At 66.7% G+C, this 14,582-nt stretch carries 18 protein-coding genes; 4 read left to right on the top strand and 14 right to left on the bottom strand.

Going from position 1 to position 14,582, the window contains the following annotated elements; translation table 11 throughout:
- Nucleotides 1-2: 2 nt before the first annotated feature.
- The 7 genes from ACI2JO_RS09730 to ACI2JO_RS09700 form a co-directional block, all read right to left on the bottom strand.
- Nucleotides 3-530, bottom strand: coding sequence for an Hcp family type VI secretion system effector (locus tag ACI2JO_RS09730; protein ID WP_404720504.1), 528 nt, complete (start codon nucleotides 528-530; stop codon nucleotides 3-5).
- 44 nt (nucleotides 531-574) lie between these two features.
- Nucleotides 575-2,119 (bottom strand): type VI secretion system contractile sheath large subunit, encoded by a 1,545-nt coding sequence (gene tssC, locus ACI2JO_RS09725; protein WP_404720503.1) that lies wholly within the window; start codon nucleotides 2,117-2,119, stop codon nucleotides 575-577.
- Nucleotides 2,116-2,619 (bottom strand): type VI secretion system contractile sheath small subunit, encoded by a 504-nt coding sequence (tssB, locus tag ACI2JO_RS09720; protein ID WP_404720502.1) that lies wholly within the window; start codon nucleotides 2,617-2,619, stop codon nucleotides 2,116-2,118. The genes tssC and tssB overlap by 4 nt, the downstream gene beginning before the upstream one ends.
- An 813-nt stretch (nucleotides 2,620-3,432) precedes the next feature.
- Nucleotides 3,433-4,158 carry a ribonuclease T2 gene (locus ACI2JO_RS09715; RefSeq protein ID WP_404720501.1) on the bottom strand — a complete coding sequence of 242 codons (726 nt, stop codon included), beginning with the start codon at nucleotides 4,156-4,158 and terminating at the stop codon, nucleotides 3,433-3,435.
- Nucleotides 4,155-4,658, bottom strand: coding sequence for a hypothetical protein (locus ACI2JO_RS09710; protein ID WP_404720500.1), 504 nt, complete (start codon nucleotides 4,656-4,658; stop codon nucleotides 4,155-4,157). The genes ACI2JO_RS09715 and ACI2JO_RS09710 overlap by 4 nt, the downstream gene beginning before the upstream one ends.
- A complete protein-coding gene (gene nadC, locus ACI2JO_RS09705) occupies nucleotides 4,655-5,500 on the bottom strand; it encodes a carboxylating nicotinate-nucleotide diphosphorylase (protein ID WP_404720499.1) in 846 nt (281 codons plus the stop codon). Before nadC ends, ACI2JO_RS09710 begins: the two co-directional genes overlap by 4 nt.
- Nucleotides 5,497-5,991, bottom strand: a complete 495-nt coding sequence (locus tag ACI2JO_RS09700) for an SH3 domain-containing protein (protein WP_404720498.1) — start codon at nucleotides 5,989-5,991, stop codon at nucleotides 5,497-5,499. Before ACI2JO_RS09700 ends, nadC begins: the two co-directional genes overlap by 4 nt.
- Before the next feature lie 91 nt (nucleotides 5,992-6,082).
- Here ACI2JO_RS09700 and ACI2JO_RS09695 point away from each other — a divergent pair, with 91 nt between their 5' ends.
- The gene (locus ACI2JO_RS09695; protein WP_404720497.1) at nucleotides 6,083-7,081 is read left to right on the top strand and encodes a 2-hydroxyacid dehydrogenase; all 999 of its coding nucleotides are present in this window, start codon (nucleotides 6,083-6,085) and stop codon (nucleotides 7,079-7,081) included.
- A 93-nt stretch (nucleotides 7,082-7,174) separates the two neighbouring features.
- Here ACI2JO_RS09695 and ACI2JO_RS09690 read toward each other — a convergent pair whose 3' ends face one another.
- Nucleotides 7,175-7,351, bottom strand: coding sequence for a hypothetical protein (locus ACI2JO_RS09690; RefSeq protein ID WP_404720496.1), 177 nt, complete (start codon nucleotides 7,349-7,351; stop codon nucleotides 7,175-7,177).
- A gap of 173 nt (nucleotides 7,352-7,524) precedes the next feature.
- Between ACI2JO_RS09690 and ACI2JO_RS09685 the strand changes: the two genes are divergently transcribed.
- On the top strand, nucleotides 7,525-7,716 hold the full coding sequence (locus ACI2JO_RS09685; protein WP_404720495.1) for a hypothetical protein: 192 nt from the start codon (nucleotides 7,525-7,527) through the stop codon (nucleotides 7,714-7,716).
- Between the two features lie 76 nt (nucleotides 7,717-7,792).
- Nucleotides 7,793-8,116 (top strand): STY0301 family protein, encoded by a 324-nt coding sequence (locus ACI2JO_RS09680; RefSeq protein ID WP_404720494.1) that lies wholly within the window; start codon nucleotides 7,793-7,795, stop codon nucleotides 8,114-8,116.
- 50 nt (nucleotides 8,117-8,166) lie between these two features.
- Here the strand turns inward: ACI2JO_RS09680 and bla are convergent, their stop codons facing one another.
- The 4 genes from bla to ACI2JO_RS09660 all read right to left on the bottom strand — a co-directional run bounded on the left by bla (nucleotide 8,167) and on the right by ACI2JO_RS09660 (nucleotide 12,163).
- Nucleotides 8,167-9,042: a class A beta-lactamase gene (gene bla, locus ACI2JO_RS09675; protein WP_404720493.1), complete on the bottom strand. Its 876-nt coding sequence runs from the start codon at nucleotides 9,040-9,042 to the stop codon at nucleotides 8,167-8,169.
- Between the two features lie 93 nt (nucleotides 9,043-9,135).
- Entirely contained in the window at nucleotides 9,136-9,570 is a 435-nt protein-coding gene (locus ACI2JO_RS09670) for a hypothetical protein (RefSeq protein WP_404720492.1), read from the bottom strand.
- Complete coding sequence (locus tag ACI2JO_RS09665) at nucleotides 9,570-10,973, bottom strand: NAD(P)H-dependent flavin oxidoreductase (protein WP_404720491.1); 1,404 nt, start codon at nucleotides 10,971-10,973, stop codon at nucleotides 9,570-9,572. The genes ACI2JO_RS09670 and ACI2JO_RS09665 overlap by 1 nt, the downstream gene beginning before the upstream one ends.
- A gap of 74 nt (nucleotides 10,974-11,047) precedes the next feature.
- The gene (locus tag ACI2JO_RS09660) at nucleotides 11,048-12,163 is read right to left on the bottom strand and encodes a glycosyltransferase family 4 protein (protein WP_404720490.1); all 1,116 of its coding nucleotides are present in this window, start codon (nucleotides 12,161-12,163) and stop codon (nucleotides 11,048-11,050) included.
- Between the two features lie 110 nt (nucleotides 12,164-12,273).
- Here ACI2JO_RS09660 and ACI2JO_RS09655 point away from each other — a divergent pair, with 110 nt between their 5' ends.
- Nucleotides 12,274-12,525: a hypothetical protein gene (locus ACI2JO_RS09655; protein WP_404720489.1), complete on the top strand. Its 252-nt coding sequence runs from the start codon at nucleotides 12,274-12,276 to the stop codon at nucleotides 12,523-12,525.
- Nucleotides 12,526-12,642: 117 nt separating this feature from the next.
- On the opposite strand, the gene ACI2JO_RS09650 is transcribed toward ACI2JO_RS09655, so the two are convergent.
- Together ACI2JO_RS09650 and ACI2JO_RS09645 are read right to left on the bottom strand one after the other, a co-directional pair.
- A complete protein-coding gene (locus ACI2JO_RS09650) occupies nucleotides 12,643-13,773 on the bottom strand; it encodes a glycosidase (protein ID WP_404720488.1) in 1,131 nt (376 codons plus the stop codon).
- Complete coding sequence (locus tag ACI2JO_RS09645; protein ID WP_404720487.1) at nucleotides 13,773-14,531, bottom strand: SDR family oxidoreductase; 759 nt, start codon at nucleotides 14,529-14,531, stop codon at nucleotides 13,773-13,775. The genes ACI2JO_RS09650 and ACI2JO_RS09645 overlap by 1 nt, the downstream gene beginning before the upstream one ends.
- Between the last annotated feature and the right edge of the window lie 51 nt (nucleotides 14,532-14,582).

Raw genomic sequence — 14,582 nt, 5'->3', positions numbered from 1 at the left:
GATCAGATCTTGTGATTTTTCTTGAGGTCATACCCGGCGCTGATCGTCGCGCCAGCGGCGCCATCGTCGCCCTGCTCGTGATAATCGATCTCGATCGTCTCGAAGTTGAAGCTGATGTCGTTGAGCGGGTGGACCAACTCCTCCACGCCGGTCGCGGTCGCACTATGTCCGCCACGCGTCTCAAACCCGGAGATCAGGACTTGCTTGAACGTGATGGTCAGGAATTCCTGCTGGCCGCCCCCGGCCTTGCGGCAGATCAACTTGGCGTGCGGTATATGCTCACCCGTCGCACAGAGCATGAAAAGTTTCGGCGATGCTTTATTGAACCACATCGCAAAGTGAAAATCGCTCATTTCCACCTTGCCACGACCGCCACCCGAATTGATCGACCATGATCCGGCGTTCTTTTCACCCCAGCGCCAGCTTTCAACCTGAATGACGTCGTTGCCGAGTGCCTCATCATGCGACTCTCCCTCGACCCCGTCGATCTCGAGCCAGTAATCTACTTTGGCCACAGCTTTCCCTTTCAATTTAGATTGTTTGCTGATGATAAGTTGTAGGCTGGTCTGCTTGATCAGCCGGCGGTGATCGCCTCCGGCGCCGCCAGCGCTGCCCCGGCGCCTAAAGCATCACCCGCGGCAGCGACCTGCGCGTTCGGCATCTTGCCGACCAGCCGGAGCGAGACCGTCAATCCTTCAAGCTGGTAATGCGGACGTAGGTGAAATGTTGTGTAGTAATAACCCGGATCGCCCGGCATTTCCTCGACCGTAACGTCCGCGTCGGCAAGAGGACGACGAGCTTTTACCTCTTCCGAGGATATCGAAGGGTCGCCGTCGACATAGCGCATCACCCAGCTTTTCAGCCACCTCTGGATCTCACCCTGCGAGGTGAAGCTACCGATCTTGTCGCGCCCGATACTTTTTAGATAATGCGCGAAGCGCGATACTGCGAAGACGTAGGGCAATCGCGATGACAGCTCCGAATTCTCGTTCGCCTCATCATCCCCATAGTTGCGCGGCCGATGAATGGTGCGTGCGCCGATGAAGGCCGCGACGTTGCTGTTTTTGCGATAAACCAGCGGCATGAAGCCGGCGCGCGACAATTCTGCCTCGCGCCGATCCGAAATCGCGGTTTCGGTCGGGATGATCCCGATGCCATCAAGGCCCGGCGTCGCGCGTAACGACGGCAGATTATCGACCATTCCCCCCGATTCGACGCCGCGAATGCGCGAGCACCAGCCGTAGGTGGCGAACGCACGGTTGATATTCGCCCCCATTGCATAGGCGGCATTGGTCCACACCACCGCCTTGGCGCCACGCGTCAAATCCTCCTCGAACTGGAACGCGGCGATCCGCTCGCCCTGGCTGCCATAAGATGCCCGCGCCGCGAACCGCGGCAGCGTCAACGCGACATAGCGTGCATCGGGCGAGCCACGCAGCGCCTGCCACGCCGCAAAGTCCGGCGTTGAGAGAATGGCGCCCAGATCATGCGGATTGGCCAGTTCCGACCAGCTTTCCATCTGCATCATCGCCGGACTGGCAGCGGCGATGAACGGACAATGCGCCTCCGCCGCTACGCGAGCAACTCCGGCCAGCAGCGCGACATCCCCCGCCGAATGATCGAACGCATAGTCGCCGATCAGGCAGCCGTAAGGCTCACCACCGAACTGACCGAATTCGTCGTCGTAGATCCGCTTGAACAAGGCGCTCTGGTCGTATGTAGCGCCTCGATAACCTGCGATCCCGCGCGCCAGATCGTCCTTGGACACGTTCAGCAAGCGGATTTTCAGCGTCGGCGACGTCTGACTATTCTGTACGAGATACTGTAGCCCGCGCCACGTGCCTTCGAGTTGCTGGAACGCCGGATCGTGAATGATCTCGTTGAGCTGTCGAGTCAGGATCTGATCGAGCCGGGCGATGATGAGGCAGATGATTTGCCCGGCCTCTTCGCCACGCAGATCCGGCGAGGAGCTGATATGCCGCGCCAGTGTACGGATCGCCTTCGTTACCACATCCCGAGTGACGTCACTGCGCGGCCGAAACTCACGTTCGATCAATGCCGCGAGTGGCTGCGCCGGCGTTTCGGTCGCGGCAGGGCCGGAGCGAGTGGCGGCGGTCACGCGCGCTGCTCCGTCGAGATATCGGGAGCTTGCGAGAGTTCCGATATCGCCTGTTCGTCGGCGATCAGGCGGGTCAGCAATTGCTCGGCCCCCGCCTTCCCGTCCATATACGTCAGCAGCAACGCAAGTTGCTCGCGCGCTTCAAGCAATTGCGTCAACGCCGGCACCTGCCGCGCGACCGAGTCAGGCCGGAAATCATCCATTCGTTCGAAAGTGAGTTGAACCGGCATCGTACCCGATCCGGTCAAATGGTCCTCGACGTGCAGTCGCAAGCACGGCGCGACGTCGCGCATACGCTGGTCGAGGGTGGCCGCATCGACCGAGACGAACGTCCGGTCCTCGATGGGCGGCAGGTCAGATGCACCATCGCCGCTCAGATCCGCCATGACTCCCATGACAAACGGCAGTTCGACCTGCTGTTCACGGCCATAAACCTCGATGTCATAGGCGATCTCGACACGCGGACGCTTGAGATCGGACTGCCGCTTCTGCCACTTCATACATCGTGTCCGTTGCCAAAACGGCCTGGCGAATGACGTTGGAGATTCCACGGCAGCGCCGACCATCATGCAATTATTAATGACCTGTTAAGCCAACAAAGCCGCAGGTCTCCTCGCGAAATCGGAGACGTTTCCCCGCTACCGCACGATGAAGCGCTACAGAAAGACAATGTCAGTTCGATTACAAATTGGAGAATACAGTTCCAATATTTTGTTACTTATTATTCCAACATCTATTTGCTTGTAATATCAACTCCAGGCTTCACTTATTTAATGCAGCGAATACAGGCAAAAACCTCGGCCGAACCGTGTAAGATTTCATGGATCGGGTTTGCGATTTCACCGAAGGTGAGAAGGTGATCGTTTCAGGCTGGGGCGGAGCACCGCCAACAACGACGTCCAGCGTCACGTTGCGACGCGCGGCTTCCCACCGGCAACCTGATCTTGTCGACGCCGTCTGAATGCGTGAGCCTTCAACGTGATCGGCAAGCCAAGCGCACGCATCTTACTGAATGCGAAAGTGCGTTGACGTTGGCGCACCGTCTCCAGCCCCGTTCGCGACAGGTCTCGGCTACCAGGTCGGCCGGCGCTGCGCCGCTTCTCGTGACCCTGGCGCTGGCGTCACTCTCATGGAGAAGCCCCGACAGCGCCGGTCCGATTTTTAGCAGGATTGGTCACCGACGACGTCGCTTGATGCCCGGCCGCCTGCCTTAACTTGCCCGACGGCATGACGTCGGCGTCAAAGCGCCACGATTTCAGGCGCGATGTCGAGCGGGCCGCGCACCAACATTGATGAGAACGGCGGCTCTGCCCTCAGCGCAACGGAGTAATCGTGATCCGTGCCGCCGGGTCCAGCCCGCCCTGATGCGCCGGACAGCGCGTGTAGCGGAAGCGCTTGTCGGTGCACAGCCACACCTCGTCGAGCGCCCCGCCCTTCGTACCGGTCACGCGCATCATGTCCGCGCGAAGGCCCGGATTGGCAGCGGCGATCGCCTCCGCCAGCCGCCCGGCAGTCACCGGCGTCTGCGAAAGCCGCGCCATGTCGGGGAAGCGCAGCGCATGGAACATCGCGTTCGACGTGGTGAAATAGCGCTCGGGCGTGTAGCCCGCCATGCAGGTGCCGTGCTTGGCCCATTCGTGCTGAAGCAACTGCGGCGACGGTGTCGTACAGACATGCCGGCGGATCACCTGCCGTGAGAGGATCGGCGTCGCGCGGCAATATTGCGGCCAGTCCTTGCCCATGCCGTCCGGCCACAGCCCGTGGAGCACGAAGCCGAAGCGGTTGCTGCTTCCGCACTGGAAGCGCGCGTTCGGTCGGTCGCCGCTGCTGCGGCAATATTCAGGGCTCCAGCTGATCGCGAGCGTGTAGCTGCCGATCGGCAGCCGCCGCACCGGCTGGCTCGCCGAGGGCAGATCGGGGCGCGGGCGCGGCAGATCGGCCGGGATCGCGCACGACAGCGCCTGCGCCGTCGCCACGCCGGGGCCGGCTACGACTGCCAGCGCGCCCAGCATCATTACCCGCTTCGTCACCGTCATCATGCTTCTTCTTCCTCGGGCTCCAGCCCCTCGCCGAACCACAAACGCGCGTCGGCCCTGAACAATTGGGCCGCCGCCGCGACGCTTAGCGCCAGGATCGCCGCCGACAGCAGCAGCGCCATCACCGGCACCTTGCCGCCGGCCACCACCAACAGATTGATCGCAAAGCGAACCGCCGCCAGCCCGGTCAGGATCGTCACGACCCATTTGGCGGCAAGGCTGGCGCGGCGCGCGGTAAAATACCACAAGGTCAGCGTGATCGCGCAGCTCAGCAGCAACGCGAGCGGCAACAGCCAGGTATAGTTTGCGGTCTTGGGATCGATCGCCAGCCGGTCGGCGGTCTGCTGCCAACTGAACGCCCAGCCGATCAGCGACACGACGAACGACGCCAGATACAGCCGCTCGAACCGTAGGATCGACGGCGGCCGTCCGTTCGCCCCGAAGAACGCCAGCGGCGACCGCTTCTCCACCGGCATGACCTTCTTCTTCCTGCGCTCGCTCATAGCTCTGCAAAGTCCAGCCCGATGTCGGCGGCGGGAGCCGACTGGGTGATCCGCCCGACGCTGACGTAGCGCACGCCGCTGCGTGCGATCGCGCCGATCGTCTCCAGCGTGACGCCTCCCGACGCCTCGGTCGGCAGGCGACCGGCGACGATCGCCACTGCCGTGCGCAGCATGTCGGGCCCCATGTTGTCGAGCAAGAGGTGTGTCGCGCCCGCCGCGATCGCCGGCTCGATCTGGTCGGTGCGGTCGACCTCGACGATGATCGTCGCGATCCCGGCGGCTTTCGCCAGCGCTGCCGCCGGGCCAACCCCGCCGGCCACCGCGACATGATTGTCCTTGATCATCGCCGCGTCCCACAATCCCATGCGATGGTTCCGCGCGCCACCGGTGCGCGTCGCATATTTCTCGAGCCGCCTAAGGCCGGGAATCGTCTTGCGCGTGTCGAGCAGGGTCGCGCCGCTGCCCGCGATCGCGTCGACATAGGCCGCGGTCAGCGTCGCGATGCCGGACAGGTGCTGGACGGTGTTGAGCGCCGAGCGCTCGGCGGTCAGAAGCGCGCGGGCATTGCCCGTGATGCGCATCAGCGCGGTGCCGGGCGCGACACGATCGCCGTCCTGCACCAGCGGGACGACCTGTGCCTCGCGATCGAGGTGCCGGAAGAACGCCGCAGCGATTTCCAGTCCGCAGACCGTAATCGCGTCGCGGCTGTCCATCACCGCCTCGAACCGCGCCCCGGCCGGGATCACCGCGACGGAGGTGACGTCGCCCCCCTCACCCAGATCCTCCGCCAGCGTCGCGGCGACGAAGGCGTCGAGATCGAAACCGTCGAGCTGGAACGTCATGGCAATTGCTCCGTGGGCGCGACGCCCCAGATCCGGTCGGTCTGGATGAACCCCGCCTGCCCCTTCACGTCGAACCGGCACCAGCCGTTGCCGCAGCGCGAGACGCGCCCGACGACGCCGGGCTGCACCCGCCACACGATCGTCGGTCCGCCGGGACGATCGCGCAGATCGGCCGGTTCGGTGCCGCGCACGATCGCGGTGCGGCGGCTGCTGAGCAGCGCGTTGAGCATCCATCCTTGCGTGCCGTCGGGATCCTCGACGCGGCGCCATTCCTTGAACGCCTCCAGCACGCGCACCGGCAGGTCGGCGCGGACATAGATCCAGCTCGCCGGAAAGTTGCGCCCCGGTCCCGTCCGCATCCGCGCGCGCGACGCAGCGATCGAACCGACGAAGGGCGGCTTCTTCGGTTCGTTGTCCGCCGCGGCGGGCACGGGAACGAGCAGCGCCACCGCCACCGCCGCTGCCACGATCGTATGATGGTCCCTGTTCACTTCCGCCCTCTGGTCATCTTCGCCCTGTAACCACGCGGACCCTGCCGCATCAACCGTTGACGCACGCGCGCGGCTTCGCCAATCCCGGCGCATGGCCGATACGCGACGCTGCGCCCATCCCAAGGTGATCGTGACGCGGGCGCTCCCCGACGTGGTGATGCGGCGACTGGACGAATTGTTCGATGTGACCGGCAATGCCGACGACGTGCCGCTGTCGCGCGATGCGCTGGCCGCTGCAATGGCGGAGTGCGACGTGCTGGTGCCCGCCGTCACCGACACGATCGATGCCGGCTTGATCGCGGGTGCGGGGCCGCGCCTGCGGCTGATCGCGAATTTCGGCGCGGGCGTGAACCATATCGACCTTAAGGCGGCGCGCGCGCGCGGTATCATCGTCACCAACACGCCCGGCGTGCTGACCGAGGACACCGCCGACATGACGATGGCGCTGATCGTCTCGGTTCCGCGGCGGCTGGCGGAGGGCGAGAAGCTGGTGCGCGCCGGCGCGTGGAACGGGTGGAGCCCGGGCGGGATGCTGGGCTACCGGATCGGCGGCAAGGCGCTGGGGATCGTCGGCATGGGCCGGATCGGCCAGGCGGTCGCGCGGCGCGCGCGCGCGTTCGGTCTGTTGATCCACTACCACAACCGCCACCGGCTGCCGAAGGTCGTCGAGGCGGAACTGAACGCGGTCTGGCACCCAAATCTCGACGAGCTGCTCGGCGCGATCGACATTCTGACGCTCCACACGCCGCTCAATGCCGACAGCCGCGAGCTGATCGACGCGCGCCGCATCGCGCTGCTGCGCCCGCACGTCTTTGTCATTAACGCCAGCCGTGGCGGAATCGTGGACGAGGATGCGCTGGTCGACGCGCTGGAGAACGGCCGGCTCGCCGGAGCCGGGCTGGACGTATGGCGGCACGAGCCCGAGATCGACCCCCGGCTGCTCGCGCTGCCGAACGTCGTAATGACCCCGCACATGGGCTCGGCGACCTGGGAAGGCCGCGTCGCGTCGGGCGAGAAGGTGATCGCCAACATCCGCATGTGGGCCGACGGCCACCGTCCGCCCGATCAGGTGCTCGAGGGCTGGGCATAGCGCTTCGCTGTCGCCGCGGACTTGGGCCGAGGTCCCGCTTCTTCTGCCGCGTAGGAAGCGAGACACCGGATCAGGGCGACGGGGACTGGAGGGTCAATCCATTCCCTTCCCCACCGCGCCAAGGATCAGCGCGGCGATCACGCGCCCGCTGTAGCGCAGGCACAGCTCCTGATGGATCGCCGCGGCATCGGCGCTCTTGGCGCTGATCGCGCGAATGGCTTCGCCGCGGGCACGTTCGGCATGATAGGCGGCGTGGCGATCGTGGGGCATCGAACTCTCCGTCATGGCCCGTCGTCGATCGGCGGGTGACGTTGCCCCGAGATGTCGCGTGCGTTGCCGCCTCGCAATCACTGTCGCAAATACGCCGTAACGAAGCATGTCTGCCCGGAACCGTGCCCGAGCCGCCGCATTGACGCGACATTCCCAGCACAGGAAGCAAGCACATGAAAAAGATCGCACTCTCCGCCCTGCTCGTCGTCGCGGCGGTATCGACCTCGGCCTGTTCGACACTGCGCGGCGCGGCGATCGGCGGTGCGGGCGGCGCGGGTGTCGCAGCGGCGACCGGCGGCAACGTCGAGAAGGGCGCGGCGGTCGGCGGCGTCGGCGGCGCCGTCGTGGGTACTGTGGTCGACTGACGCCCAGCATCGACCGCGCTATGATGACGACGCGCCGACCGGCCGGGCGGCGCGTCGTTCGTTATGGGGAAAAGCGATGATCGGGATCGTGGCATTGGCGGCGGCAGCGGCAGCGGCAGCGACCTGTCCGGCGCACAGGGGTAGCGCGCCGCTCCGCAGTGTCGATCTCTACGACGAGCCGATCACCGACAATGCCCTGCTCGCCCCCGATACGACGCGCCGATTGAACCGAACGACGGTGCAGGTATGGCGGGTGGACGGCGTGTATAGCGCCAGGCGCTCGCTCCACATCCGGTGCGGCTATGCCATCGGCGGATCGGTGATGGTGCCGGTGACCAAGCCGGTCCGCGAATGTCGTCTCTCGGCGCGCGCGGGCGTCCGCACATTCCGCTGCGCCTGATCGTACCCGCTCTTTGCTGAGCGCAGCACCCGTCGCCGACAGGACGTCGACTAGACGACGCTGTCCGCGGTGATCCGCCCCACGGCGGCCAACACCGCCTCCACGCTGGCCGACGGAGCGGATCGAACCGGCTCGTAATAGGCCGCGACGATAACCGGCGCGCGGCCGCGTGGACCACCGAAGGCGAGGTCGACGTAGATCGGCTGTCGCTCGCCGCCGCCGGTCCCGGTCTTGTCGCCCGCGCGCCATCCGGCTGGAAAGCCGCCGCGCAACCGGTTCTGCCCCGTCTTGGCCGCAACCATCCACTCGGCAAGCAGCGCGCGGCTCGCCGGTCGCAGCACGTCGCCCTGCACGATCCGCGAGATGGTCGCGACCATCGCAGCCGGAGACGTCGTGTCGAGCGCGGTACCCGGCGGCGTCACGTTCAGCGCCGGCTCGTAGCGGTCGAGCCGGCTGACTCGATCGCCGATCGCCCGCCAGAACGCCGTCAGCCGGGCTGGCCCACCGATCTTGCGCAGCAGGACATTGGCCGCAGTATTGTCGCTGGTGACGACGGCCGCGCGCGCCAGTTCGCGGATCGGCAAGGTCATGCCGGCGCTGGCGGTCGTGACCGGGCTGTGGGGGAGGATGTCGGCCGGCGACCAGCCTAGCCGTTCGCCCAGTGCCAGCCGCCCACGTTCCGCTTCGGCCAGGACCATCGCGGCCAGCGACAATTTGAACGAACTGGCCTGCGTAAAGCGCTCGTGCGCTCGCCAGCCGAACGTCCTGCCGCGCGCCGTATCGACGATGCCGACGCCCAACCGGCCGCCCGAACGACGTTCGAGCGAGGCAAGCGCCTCCACGGTCGAAGCGGTCCGCGGCGCCGCCCCGGACAGCGCAAGCGCGCCGCCGACCAGCAGATGACGTCGATGCACGTGGCTGTTCATCCGCAAGCCATAGCAGCACCAACGAAGGTGGCGAGCACCACGCGCAAGGGGTCGTCCTGTCGCGCCACGCGCCACCTTCCGACGGTCGCCGGCTCAGGCGACGCGCCGGTCCAGCAAGGCTGCGCGTACCAAATCCTTGCCTCGCCCGAACGCGCGCAGGATCGCGGCGAGTTCGTCGCGCGCCGGCACGAACACGCCCGCTACCGCCACGCGCGTTGCCGGCGACACCCGTCGCCACACGCCGTCCGTGCACAATTCGAGGTCGGCCATTACCTCGACCGGCAACGCCGCCCCGTTCAACCGCGCGAACGGGGACGAGCGGAAGCGATTGCTCGCCGCGCCGATCGTCACCGCGCCCGGCCACGCACCGAGCAGCCTCGCCGCATCGCGTGCGCTCACCAGCACGTCGATGTCGGCGACCGACGTCTCGGCCCCATGCAACCGCACCGCCGCGCTGCCGATCACCCACCACGGATCGCGCGCCGGGCGCAGCGCTGTCGCCACCTGCGCCAGCGCCGCGTCGAACATCAGTCGCCGGTCAGGATGCGATCGACGAGCTGCTTCACGGTGGGCACGAAGCCGTTCGAGTAGAAGGGATCGCGCTTGAAATTATACGCCGCGTGCCCCGCGAACATCAGGTTCGCATCGGTGTCGCCGCCATGCGCGATGTCCTGCAGCGTCTTCTGGATGCAGAAGCTGCGCGGATCGGCAAGCCGCCCGGTCGAGTTGGTCTCGGTATCCGCCCAGCTCGAGAACAGGCACTGGCTGAGGCAGCCCATGCAATCGGCCTGATCCTTGCGGATTTCGCCCTTTTCCTGCGGCGTCACGAAGACGAGCGTGTTGTCCGGAGTCTTGAGCGCATCGGTGAAGCCCGCGCCGAACCATTCGCGCGCGCGCAACAGGTCGTTGCGGGTCACCCAGAAGTTCTTGCCCTTCACCCCGACGTCGAGCTGGAAGACATGGTCGCCCGCTTCCTGCGTCGAAAACGCGATCTGTCGCTCCGACCGTGCTTCCAGCGAACGCAGGAACGGGTTGCGAACCGCCGATGAATAGAAACCGGTCGGCGAGAAACGGTGCAGCAGCACCTCGCCTTCCTCGATCTGAGTCAGCTTGGCCTTCCACTCCTCGGGGATCGGGCTTTCCTGCGTCAGCAGCGGGCGCGTGCCGTACTGGAACGCGATCTGCCCGAGTTCGGGATTATCGATCCACTCGTTCCAGTCGCGCAGATACCAGACGCCGCCCGCCATCACGATCGGCGTGGTGTCGGGAATGCCGCCCTCGCGCATCGTCTCGCGCAGTGCCTTGACGCGCGGATAGGGATCCTCCGGCTTCAGCGGGTCCTCGGCATTCGACAGGCCGTTGTGCCCGCCCGCCAGCCACGGATCCTCGTAGACGACCGCCGCCAGCCACTCGCTCGCCTTGGAATAGGCGCGCTTCCACAACGCACGGAACGCGCGGCCCGAGCTGACGATCGGCAGATAGTTGACGTTGTACGACGCCGCGATCTCGCTGAGCTTATACGGCATCCCCGCGCCGCAGGTGACGCCCGCCACCAGCCCGCGCGTCCGCTCCAGCACGCCGTGCAGCACGCGCGGCGCGCCGCCCATTTCCCACAGCACGTTGATGTTGATCGCGCCCTTGCCGCCCGCGATCTCCCAGGCGCGCTGGACCTGCTGCACCGCGCCCTCGATCGCATAGGCGATCAGTTCCTCGTGGCGCTCGCGCCGGGTCAGCGCGCGATAGATCTGCGGGATGATCTTGCCGTCGGGATCGTAGCTGTCCGCGTTGACCGCCGAGACCGTGCCGATTCCGCCCGCCGCCGCCCAGGCGCCTGCCGAGGCGTGATTGGTGGCGGCAACCCCCTTGCCCCCTTCCACCAGCGGCCAGACCTCGCGGCCTCCATAGACGATTGGCTTCAGCCCCTTGAACACGCGAATTCCCGTTTCACCAATGATGGAGCGGCCCCATATAAAGCAATCGGGCCGCAACGCGACCGAAATGCGACTCAATCAGGGAAAGCCGGCCGCCCGATCGCATCCGAATAGACGGCGGCGGCACGCGCGATCATCGTCGCGGCGTCATGCCGCTCCGCCGCGCGGGCGCGATTGGCCGCGCCGACCTCGGCGCGCAGCGCGGCGTCGCTCGCCAACGGCTGCAACGCATCGCGCAACGAGACTTCGGCGGCATAGGGGGCCAGCAGCGCGGCATTTGGCGGTGCGAGCATGTTCTCGACCCCGCCGCCGCGCAGCGCCATCACCGGCACCCCCGCCGCCATCGCCTCGACCACGACCGAAGACGCCGCGCCCGGCCGCATCGGCAGCAGCAACACATCGAATCCGCCAAGGAAGCGCGACGTCGGCGCGAGCGGGCCTGGCAGCACCAACCGGTCGTCGATACCCATCGCCAGCGCCGCGCGTTCGACCGCCGCCCGCCCCGCGCCCTCGCCGACCACCACCAGCCGGAAGCGCGCCGCAAGCCCCGCGACCGCGCGCACCAGCAGCGTCAGATCGTCGTCCGCGACCCTGTCCGCGAGCACCCCGATCGCCACCTCGCCCGGCTTGCGGCGGAACCCGCCGACCGCTTTCGCGTCGGGCCCCCGCGCAAAGGCCGTCAGGTCGGCGCCGTCGGGGATCACGTGCAATCGCGCGCCCGGCACCTTCCACCTCTCTGCCGCCACCTGCGCCGCTGCATCGCTGCGCACCACCAGCCCGGCCGCCGCGCCCAGCGCGATCCGCCGATAGAGCCGCCCGCTGCCGATGGTCGTCGCATCGGCAGGGTCCTCGTGATGCACGATCGGCGGCGCGCCGCGCGAAAACGCCCGCCGCGCCATCACGGCGTCGATCGTCCCCGCGCCATAGCTCAGCACCAGATCGTGTCCATGCATCGCGCGCGCAATCGCCTCATAGCGCGCCACCGATACCGTACCGCGCAGCGGTGGCGGGTCCTGCGCCAGCAGGCCCGTCACGCCCTCGGGCAATCCACCCGCGTGGCCGTCCGCCGCCACCACGTGCCGCACCCGCGCGCCCGACGCTGTCATCAGCGCCGCCGCGCGCCGGCTCCACGGATCGGAACCGGGATCGTAGCGCGCCAGCAAATGCAGAATGGACAGTGACTGTGACATACCCGCCACATAAACCATCAAATGTTGCCGTGCACCATGTTCTGCTTCCTCCGTTTGGCAGAACAGGACATGAAAGGGCTTCTTATCAGCGACTAACAGGACTCTGACCCATGAAGATCGTTTCCATGTTCGCCGCCGCTGCCTCGCTCACGCTGGCTGCTGCCCCCGCCCTCGCCGCGCCGGCTGCCAGCCCGGCGGCCTCGCTGTCGGTCGCGAAGTCGGCCCGCGCCGCCACCGCCACCAACGGCAAGAGCAAGCTGGCCGCACCGGGCGCGATTATCGGCCTCGTCCTGGCCGCCGCGGTGGTCGCCGCCGGCGTGGTGATCGCGGTCGACGACAACAACGATTCGGACAGCAACTGATCCGAAGGGTCGCGCCGCCGTGGCGGCGGTGACGTCGAGAGGGGCCCGGGGCGCACGCGCGCTCCGGGCTTTTTCGTGCCTCCCCCGTCAAGGCAAGCGGCGCTTAGCCGCCAGCCTTCACCCGAGCCGGTCCTTCGGCACGTGCGTGATCCGGCACGCAAGATCGGCCTCCCCGCTCGCCACCACCCAGTGATCACCGCCGTCCGCAATCCCGGTCGTGAACACCACATCGGTAACGTAGAGCAGATCCTCCAGCGGCGTGAGCAGCTCCGGCGCCGGCTCCAGCAGCGGCGCGTGGTCGGTTGCCAGCGCGCGCGACGGATCGTCGCGGTCGAGCAGCGTCCAATAGGTCCGATAGATACCCACCACGCCCGATGGCTCGACGCCATGCCACAGCGACAGCCAGCCCTGCTTTCCGCCGACCTCCGCCAGCACCGGCGGCGCGCCACCCCCCATCCGCGCGGTCGCCATCGTCTGCGCATGCGGGCGGATGCCGGGCTTGTCGTAGGGCTTCCAGTGCAGCGCGTCCGGCGAGGTCGCGAGATTGATCGACGGCCCGGCACGCCATTCGGACTCGGGTGGATAGGCGAAATACAGGTCGCCGAGCGGACGGGTCTGCGCGCAAAACTTGCCGCCCACCTTGCCCTCGAAGATCAGCATGTCCTTGTTCTGGTGATCCAGGACGATCCCCTCAAGAGTCCAGTCGAGCGCATCGTCGCTGGTGTAGAGCGTGGTCGAATGGCGCTCCGGGCTGACCGAGCAGGTCGTCATGTAATAGCGCCCGTCGACCTGCGTGATCCGCGCATCCTCGACGCCATAACATTGGTAATCGGTGCGCGGCGCGATCGCACGATCATAATGGATCGCCACCACCTCGCGCCCCTCGGCATCCAGCTCGACCGGCAACAGCCACGACAGCGAGGTCAGCGCCATTACCTTCCACCCGCCGCCGCGCATCATGAACTTGCGCGGGTCGGAGGTATCGACCAGCGACAGCGGCCAGCCGTCGAGCACATAGCCGCCGTCATGCCAGCGGATCGCGTGGACCTGCTGGTCGCGGACGGGCGTGCGCAATGCCTCGGCGACGCGCACCATCAGCAACAGGTTGCCGTTCGGCAGCCGCGTCATCCCCGGATTGAACGCGCCCAGCACATAGGTCTCGGCATCGACCTTCCCCGCCAGCGGCGAGCGCGCCAGATCGATGTCGTGCGGCGTCAGCACCAGCGCATCATGGGTCCAATCGGCCATCACTCCTCCTCCTGCACGCGCGGGCTGATCGTCAGCCGCTGGATCACGGTGCGACGCGGCTGGGTAAGCAGATAGTGCACGCCGACCGCGATATCCTCGGCGCGCAGCATCGTCCCCGCCTCGATCTGCTCGCGCTGCTCTTCGGGGCTGATGTCGGGCATCTGCATGTCGGAGCCGGTCTTGCCGGGCTCAACCAAGGCGACGCGGATGTCCTTGCCGCCCAGCTCACGACGCAACGCGATCGAGAAGCCCTGCAACCCGTGCTTGATCGCCGCGTAAACGGTCGAGTGCGGCCCGAGCACATAGGCGCTGGTCGACCCGATCATCACGATATCGCCGCCCTGTGCCATCGTCGCTGCGGCGCGGTGCGCGAGCAGCAGATAATGGGTAAAGTTGAGCGAAATCGCGTGGCGTACCGCCGCCTCATTCATCTCGCTCAATCCCGACGCCGCCTCGGCGGCATTGGCGATGACGATGTCATAGCCGCCCAGCGCAGCATCGGCGTTCGACAGGAACGCCGCGACATTGTCGGGATCGGACAGGTCGAGCAGTGCGCCCTCGCCCGTTCCCACCTTGCGGATGTCCGCCAGCGCCTCGTCGAGATGCGCCCAATCGGTACCGCCGATGAACACCGACGCGCCCTCGGAGGCGAGCAACCTCGCGATCGCGCGCCCGATGCCCGTCGTGCCGCCGGTGATCGCCGCGCGGCGCCCCTTCAGAGGCAGCACGGCGGTATGAGCGTCCCGAACGTCAGTCATGCGGACGCTCCATGATCAGGCCGCGCTACCACCCCACAATACGTCGCCCCG

Source organism: Sphingomonas sp. NPDC079357 (assembly GCF_044901155.1).
In the GTDB taxonomy this organism is placed as follows: domain Bacteria; phylum Pseudomonadota; class Alphaproteobacteria; order Sphingomonadales; family Sphingomonadaceae; genus Sphingomonas.
Note: the sequence above shows the minus strand (reverse complement) of the source record. Positions and strands in the feature narration are given on the sequence as shown.

Coding starts and splice junctions, on each gene's coding strand:
- ACI2JO_RS09655 (WP_404720489.1), top strand. CDS start 12,274: ATGAAGATCGTTTCCATGTTCGCCGCCGCTGCCTCGCTCACGCTGGCT.
- bla (WP_404720493.1), bottom strand. CDS start 9,042: ATGAACAGCCACGTGCATCGACGTCATCTGCTGGTCGGCGGCGCGCTT.
- ACI2JO_RS09710 (WP_404720500.1), bottom strand. CDS start 4,658: ATGAGCGAGCGCAGGAAGAAGAAGGTCATGCCGGTGGAGAAGCGGTCG.
- ACI2JO_RS09695 (WP_404720497.1), top strand. CDS start 6,083: ATGGCCGATACGCGACGCTGCGCCCATCCCAAGGTGATCGTGACGCGG.
- ACI2JO_RS09685 (WP_404720495.1), top strand. CDS start 7,525: ATGAAAAAGATCGCACTCTCCGCCCTGCTCGTCGTCGCGGCGGTATCG.
- nadC (WP_404720499.1), bottom strand. CDS start 5,500: ATGACGTTCCAGCTCGACGGTTTCGATCTCGACGCCTTCGTCGCCGCG.
- ACI2JO_RS09670 (WP_404720492.1), bottom strand. CDS start 9,570: ATGTTCGACGCGGCGCTGGCGCAGGTGGCGACAGCGCTGCGCCCGGCG.
- ACI2JO_RS09650 (WP_404720488.1), bottom strand. CDS start 13,773: ATGGCCGATTGGACCCATGATGCGCTGGTGCTGACGCCGCACGACATC.
- ACI2JO_RS09690 (WP_404720496.1), bottom strand. CDS start 7,351: ATGCCCCACGATCGCCACGCCGCCTATCATGCCGAACGTGCCCGCGGC.
- ACI2JO_RS09645 (WP_404720487.1), bottom strand. CDS start 14,531: ATGACTGACGTTCGGGACGCTCATACCGCCGTGCTGCCTCTGAAGGGG.
- ACI2JO_RS09715 (WP_404720501.1), bottom strand. CDS start 4,158: ATGATGACGGTGACGAAGCGGGTAATGATGCTGGGCGCGCTGGCAGTC.
- ACI2JO_RS09680 (WP_404720494.1), top strand. CDS start 7,793: ATGATCGGGATCGTGGCATTGGCGGCGGCAGCGGCAGCGGCAGCGACC.
- ACI2JO_RS09660 (WP_404720490.1), bottom strand. CDS start 12,163: ATGTCACAGTCACTGTCCATTCTGCATTTGCTGGCGCGCTACGATCCC.
- tssB (WP_404720502.1), bottom strand. CDS start 2,619: ATGAAGTGGCAGAAGCGGCAGTCCGATCTCAAGCGTCCGCGTGTCGAG.